This is a genomic window from Mucilaginibacter sp. SG538B, assembly GCF_013376065.1.
In the GTDB taxonomy this organism is placed as follows: Bacteria; Bacteroidota; Bacteroidia; order Sphingobacteriales; family Sphingobacteriaceae; genus Mucilaginibacter; species Mucilaginibacter rubeus.
This window is the reverse complement of the sequence record NZ_JABMJI010000015.1, coordinates 1-6738: the sequence shown is the minus strand read 5'-3', so window position 1 is coordinate 6738 and position 6738 is coordinate 1. Positions and strand designations below refer to the sequence as shown.

2 protein-coding genes are annotated in these 6738 nt (G+C 41.4%); both read left to right on the top strand.

The genetic code is table 11. From position 1 onward, the window contains the following. On the top strand, positions 1–4229 hold a 4229-nt coding region (locus FHW88_RS29920; protein WP_176629132.1), incomplete at its 5' end, for a non-ribosomal peptide synthetase. Positions 4230–4274: 45 nt separating this feature from the next. Further along, positions 4275–6738, top strand: a 2464-nt coding sequence (locus FHW88_RS29915; protein WP_176629131.1) for a non-ribosomal peptide synthetase, incomplete at its 3' end; no start/stop codon positions are given.

Sequence of the window (6738 nt, the reverse complement as noted above, 5' to 3'; positions counted from 1 at the left end):
GCCCTCTTTTACGTGTCGCAATATACCAGTTAGCTGACGATCGCTGGTTATTTACCTATGTAATGCACCATATCATCAGCGATGGCTGGTCGATGGGGCTTTTGGTCAACGAACTTCGGGGGCTTTATAATGTGTTCACCGGAGAAGCAAGCGACCAGAACAGCTTTCCGCTGTCCATTCAGTATAAAGACTATGCGGCCTGGCAACAAGCCGAACTTATCAGCGGGGGCCTGGAGTCACAAAAGGCTTATTGGGCAAATCAGTTCGAAGGACCGTTACCTGTATTGGAGCTTCCGACGGATAAGTTACGACCGGTTTTGAAAATGAACAAAGGGAAAAGGCTGACCCGTTTAATTAATAGTGAACTCATTAAAAAAATAGAAGCTGTTGGTCAGCAACAGCAAAGTACACTATTTATGGGTTTACTCGCCGTAGTGAATATCCTGTTATACCGATACAGCGGGCAGGAAGATATCATAATCGGCAGTCCGATAGCTGGACGTGATCACATTGACCTGGAAGGACAATTAGGGTTATATGTAAATACACTGGCATTACGTACCAAATTCAAAGGGGAAGACAACTATATACAACTATTGAACAATGTCCGAGAGATAACACTTAAGGGATATGAACACCAGAACTACCCTTTTGATGTATTGGTAGAAGACCTGCAGTTACAGCGGGACATGAGCAGGAACCCGTTGTTCGATATCATGATCGTGCTCCAGGATACCCAAATTCCGGTTAATGAACTGAGGGGTCTAAAAGTAAGCAGGTACCAGGGAGAACTCCAGGAAACCAGCAAGTTTGACCTGCTTTTTGATTTTACGCCTTCAGAAGATGGCTTGCATTTATCCATTGAATACAATAGCGATCTGTATTTTGAAAATACAATAGCAAGGTTTTTTGACCATTATGTGGGCTTGCTGCAGGCTATAGCAATTAATCCCTCAACCACGATCAGGGAACTTGATTATCTGGGCACTGAAGAGAAATCCCAACTTAAAACACTTTCTCATGGATTGCAACAGCCCTACCCTGAAAATGAAACCATCGTAACCCTGTTCGCCGAACAGGTCCGGCTCGCACCCGAAAAAATCGCCGTCGTCTTCGGCGACCAGCAGATGACCTATCACCAGCTCGATCAACTCTCCAGCCAGCTCGCATCGTATTTAGTAAACAACCTATATGTAAAACCCGGGCATAGAGTAAGCGTGCACCTGGACCGTTGTCCCTGGTCCGTTATTGCGATGATTGGCGTTATGAAGTTAGGGGGCACTTATGTACCCTGCGATAAAAAGCAGCCAGTTTCCCGACTGACGCATATTTTGAAAGAAAGCCGATCAGTTGTGGTTATAACCGATGAACCTGACCAGTTTCCAGATGATTTGAAGATAGCAGTTGTTCAGCCTGCTGAGATAGAATCAACCAAAAATCCGGTTCTCGCTATACCTGATATATATTTTGCAGAGGAACCTGCTTTTATTGTGTACACTTCTGGTTCAACCGGGGTGCCAAAAGGAGTGATTCAAACCTATAGGACGCTTTATAACCTCGCCCGGTGGCACATGGAAACATCAACGAAGTACCGCTGGAAGAGGCATCTTCAATTTTGCTCGTTCGGTTTCGACATGTCGCTACATGATGTTTTCCATACTTTAGGAAGAGGAGGGGAACTTCATTTGGCCGAAGAGGTTCTGCGCACTGACATGTGGGAATTAAGGAACTACATTATAGAAAAACATATCGAAACATTGGCGATGCCTTATGCCGCTTTAAAAAACATGTTTACTCACATTTCTCATGCAGACCTTGAGGGGCATCAACTTAAAGAAATTATTTCGACCGGTGAGCAGCTTTACGTAAGCGGAGAGTTAAGGATTTTTTTAGATAAAAATCCAACTGTGAGAATATCGAACCTTTACGGTCCATCAGAAACGCACGTCGTCTCCGCACGTTCCTATCGTTCAATCGATGGGCCCATTCCCGAAAAGGTTAGCATTGGAAAGCCAATAAATAATTCCATCATGTATATACTTGATGACTTGATGAAACCTGTACCATTAGGAATAAAGGGCGAAATCTACATCGGTGGATGGAATCTAGCTTGTGGCTACGATCAAGATCCGGAACTCACCAGGACCAAATTTATTGATGATAAATTGTCTGCAAACTCGAAGGTATACAAAAGCGGAGATTGGGGAAAATGGCTAGAAAATGGTGAAATAGAATATCTGGGAAGACGCGATAACCAAATCAAAATCCGTGGATATAGAATTGAACCTGAAGAAATTGAAATCATTCTACGAAACATTCCTGATATTATAGATGCCATAATCATAGCGAAGCCAACAGAAAGCGGGGAAAATGACCTGATTGCTTTTCTAGTAAGCAAGGTCAGCATAAACCGACCGGAATTAAGAAACCGACTCGCTATCGATTTGCCTGAGTACATGATACCGGCCCATTTTGTTATTATGGAAGATTTCCCATTAAATGCAAATGGAAAAGTTGACAAAAAACAGCTGCTTCAATCTGAGATTAGCTACCTCGGCAACACTGATTCTATCTATAATCCGGAAAATTTTATCCAAAAACAGATCCAGGATATATGGAGAGACGTTTTGAGCCTTGAAAAGGTAGGAATAAATGATAATTTTTTCGAGATCGGCGGCAATAGTATGAAAGCCATGTTCGCAATCTCCAAGCTGAATAAGTGCCTAAAAACAAATTTAAAACTAAGTATGCTCTTCAAAGAAAATACAATTCAGCGAATTTCCAGGGTTATTGAATCGGCAGAGAGGCTCGTTTCAGAAAAAATCCCAAAGCTGCAGACGGCGCACGATTATCCGGTTTCTAAAGGACAGGAAATGTTGCTGTTATATGAGCATTTCAATCCTCAAAACGACACCGCTTATTCTCTTGTCATGCCAATCGATATAGTAATGGAAATTGATATTGCCCTACTGCGTCAGTCTTTGGCATTTTTAGTAGACAGGCACGACATTTTAAGGACTTCTTTTATTGTAAGCGACGAAGAGTTCAGGCAGAAGGTTCATCCTGAGATTCCAGTCCGGATAGATGTCTTTGATCTCACGAGGGAATCTGCGCCCTTGGCGACTATGGACAACACACTAAAAGAAATATCTATACTGAAGTTCAATGTGGCGACGGCACCATTGTTCAAATTCGCGCTTTTTAAGTTTGAGACAAACAGGTATAAACTGGTAAGCTGTTTTCATCATGCCATATTCGATGGCTGGTCCGCACAGATATTTTTGAAAGAACTAAACAAAGTTTACCGAAGCCTGCTTGAAAGCCAACAACCCATACTTCCCGAAATCGGAGTTGATTATAAGGATTTCAGTACCTGGCAAAACCTATTCCTATTGTCCCGAGAATGTTCGGAAAGCTTAAATTACTGGACCAACAAATTCAAAGGAAAATCCAACCTGGCAAGTTTGCCCGCAGACTATAATATAACCAAAAGAATGGACTACCAGGGCGCACAAATCAACAAATTATTTGGAAAGAGCACCCTGGATATCATCAATGCGACCAGGAAAAACGAAGATGTAAGTATTTTCACAATTATTTTATCCTCCATCAGTTTAATTTTAAGTGAATGGACTGGCAATAATGACGTCTGTATAGGCACCACAATAGCCGGGAGATTTAAAGAAGAACTTATTAACCAGATCGGTTTTTTTGTAAATATGCTTCCCTTGTCCTTTCCAATTGATGAAAATCTCGATTTCCCTTCTTGGGTACAATTCGTGGCAAAAGAGCTAAGAGAAAGCATTGATCATCAAGAAATTCCATACTTCAAAATCATAGAATCTATTCAGAGTCCGGTCGATCGCAATCTTTTCAATGTCGTTGTTAACATGCTTGAAGTGGATTCAACCCATAATACTACAGTGGTAAAAGAGTCGGTACCTGCGGAATTTGCATTTGATACCGGATTTGAAGTTGATTCGATGATAAAAAGCGATCTTTCGTTATACTTCTATTTAAACGAAGATCAATTGCGATTAAATATAAGTTATTCCACTGCTTTGTTCAGAGAGGAAACTATTTTGATTTTAGTCGAAAAAATAGAAGTGCTCTGGACAGAAATACGGCAAAATCCATATAGTAGTTTAAGAGATCTTAAACATAAGCTGAGCGTTTGGGACTTACCTGATAGTGCTACCCTGACTTTTGATCTCGACCTAAATATATAATTCCAAAACCCAGTCAACATTTAGCTTGACGCACGCTGAAAACCTATGACCGAAAACTTGCATCATAAAAAAGGAAACAACATAAAAGAGAAAATATCCGAAGATTTTTGGGTTAAAAAATTAAAAGGAGGCGTTTATTCTCAGTTGTATACTTTAAGATCGGAAAGAGCTATTGAGTTTCGGGAACACATACTTGAAGTTCCTGAAGATATAAAAGAAAAGTTATACGCAGTAACGAAAGGGGATTCAAAAAACTACTTTGTTTTAATTTGCTCAGCACTTGCTATCAATCATTCGTTTTATTGTCAGGACGAAGATATTATTATCAATAGCCCGAACCTTGTTATCGGCGGCGTAGAAAATGCCCGTAAAAGTCCACTTTTTTACCGTTTAAAAATATCTCCTGATCTTTCGCCGGCTGAAGTGATAGAAGTTATGAAAAAGGAATTTCAGCTGGCATTTGAATATCGTAATTATAATTACGATACGTTTCGCGACCGTGCAGCTGACTCTTTTGACATGCAGGCTCTCGGGCAAGTTGGATTAAGAATTCCTGGCTTAACTTCGGCTGATCCGGATTATAATGTTAGCGAAATCCAGTTTCATTATCAAATGGAGGATTCCATCCTATCGATCAATTATGACGCTTCGAAGTTCGAAGCAGAATTAATTGGGCGATATGGCAAGCACTTTTTAAATGTGATCAGAGCAATTTTGTTTGCCCGCGACACCCGCATTGCATCTTTATTTCTGCCAGAACAAGGCCAGCAGAAGGAACTCTTGCAAACTTTTAATAATACTTTCGTTTCGATCAATGAAGAAGCAACAGTCGTTCATTTGTTTGAAGCGGCCTGTTCAGCCTATCCGCATCACGTTGCAATACAAACGCCGGATGTAAGTTTAACCTATAAAGAGCTAAATTCCCTTACTGATGCCTTGGCGGATTACCTTCTTGCTAAATATGAGTTGGCTCCAGAGACAGTGGTTGGAGTAATGGTAGATCGGAGCGAATGGATTATCGTATCTATACTTGGTATCTTAAAGGCAGGGTTCGCATTTCTGCCTATAGACCCTGATTATCCGGTTAACCGGATACGGTTTTTGATTGGAGACAGCGAAAGTCCGCTAATAATTTCCGAATCAAAATATCTTCCCCTGCTTGAAGGGTTTACTGCTTTAGATATCCTTGAAGCCCCATTGAATCCTAATCCGGCAAAGGTTAACAAAGCAGTTAGTCATGGTTTAGCATACATGATATATACGTCAGGATCTACTGGACTCCCCAAAGGGGTTTTAGTAGAACATACAGGGCTCACAAATCATGTGAACTGGTTTTCGCGTTGTTTTGCAGTTAAAGATACCGATAGTTCAATATTGGTAAGCTCCTACAGTTGGGACGGAAACTATTCCATTATCTGGTCTTGTCTGGTCAACGGTGGCAAGCTGCATATTTTGCCGAACGATCAAATCGTTGACACTTCTTTCCTGCTAGATTATATAAGTAGGTATAGCGTAACTTATTTAAAACTGGTGCCATCATTCTTTTCGGCGCTCATAGCTTCCGATATTTTCAGAAATGCGATTAGCTCTTGGTCTCTCAGGCTAATAGTGCTGGGAGGAGAACCCATCAACATCTCGCATTTAAAAAAATACCTTACAAAGTACCCAACTACTTTATTTGCGAATCATTATGGCCCTACAGAAGCTACAATAGGCGCTACCACACAAATCATAGGGATCGAGAACTTAGCTGAATTTTCCAGGTTGCCGGTGATCGGATCACCCTATGACAATTGCGAAATCTATATTTTAGACAAAAACAGAAACTTGTTACCGGTGGGTGTTACTGGTGAATTGTACATCGGTGGAAGAGGTGTCGCACGGGGCTATTGGAACCGGCGGGAACTTAATCAGGAAAAATTCCTAAATAATCCGTTTAAAGAGAAAGGTAGGTTATACAGGACAGGTGATTTCGGATTTTGGACTAATGACGGAAAAATCGTTTTTAAAGGCAGGTCGGATTTTCAAGTTAAAATCAGGGGTTATCGTATTGAATTAGGTGAGATTGAGTCTGTTCTAATGCAATTGGATTATATCGAAAATGCAGTCGTGCTTGTAAATCTTGTTGACGAGGACGTAAAAGAACTTACCGCATTCATCTGCAGTTTTGAAATCCCGGCGTTGGAGCGTATACGTACTGATATGAGCATGCTGCTCCCGGATTTTATGGTTCCTAACAAGTTTGTTTTAGTTGAAAGTATTCCGGTAAACATCAATGGTAAGACCGATCAAGAACGATTGCTAGCGCTGCCAGGTCGGGTTCTTGGCACATTTTCGGGCTATTTAGCACCACGTAACAAAGTGGAATCTGAATTGATAGAGGTCTTGGGGGAAGTCCTGAGAAATGAACGCATAGGCCTTCAGGATGACTTTTTCGCCCTGGGCGGGGATTCCATCAAATCGATCCAGGTGGTCTCCCGGCTGAGGCAACGGGGGTACCAGCTCCAGG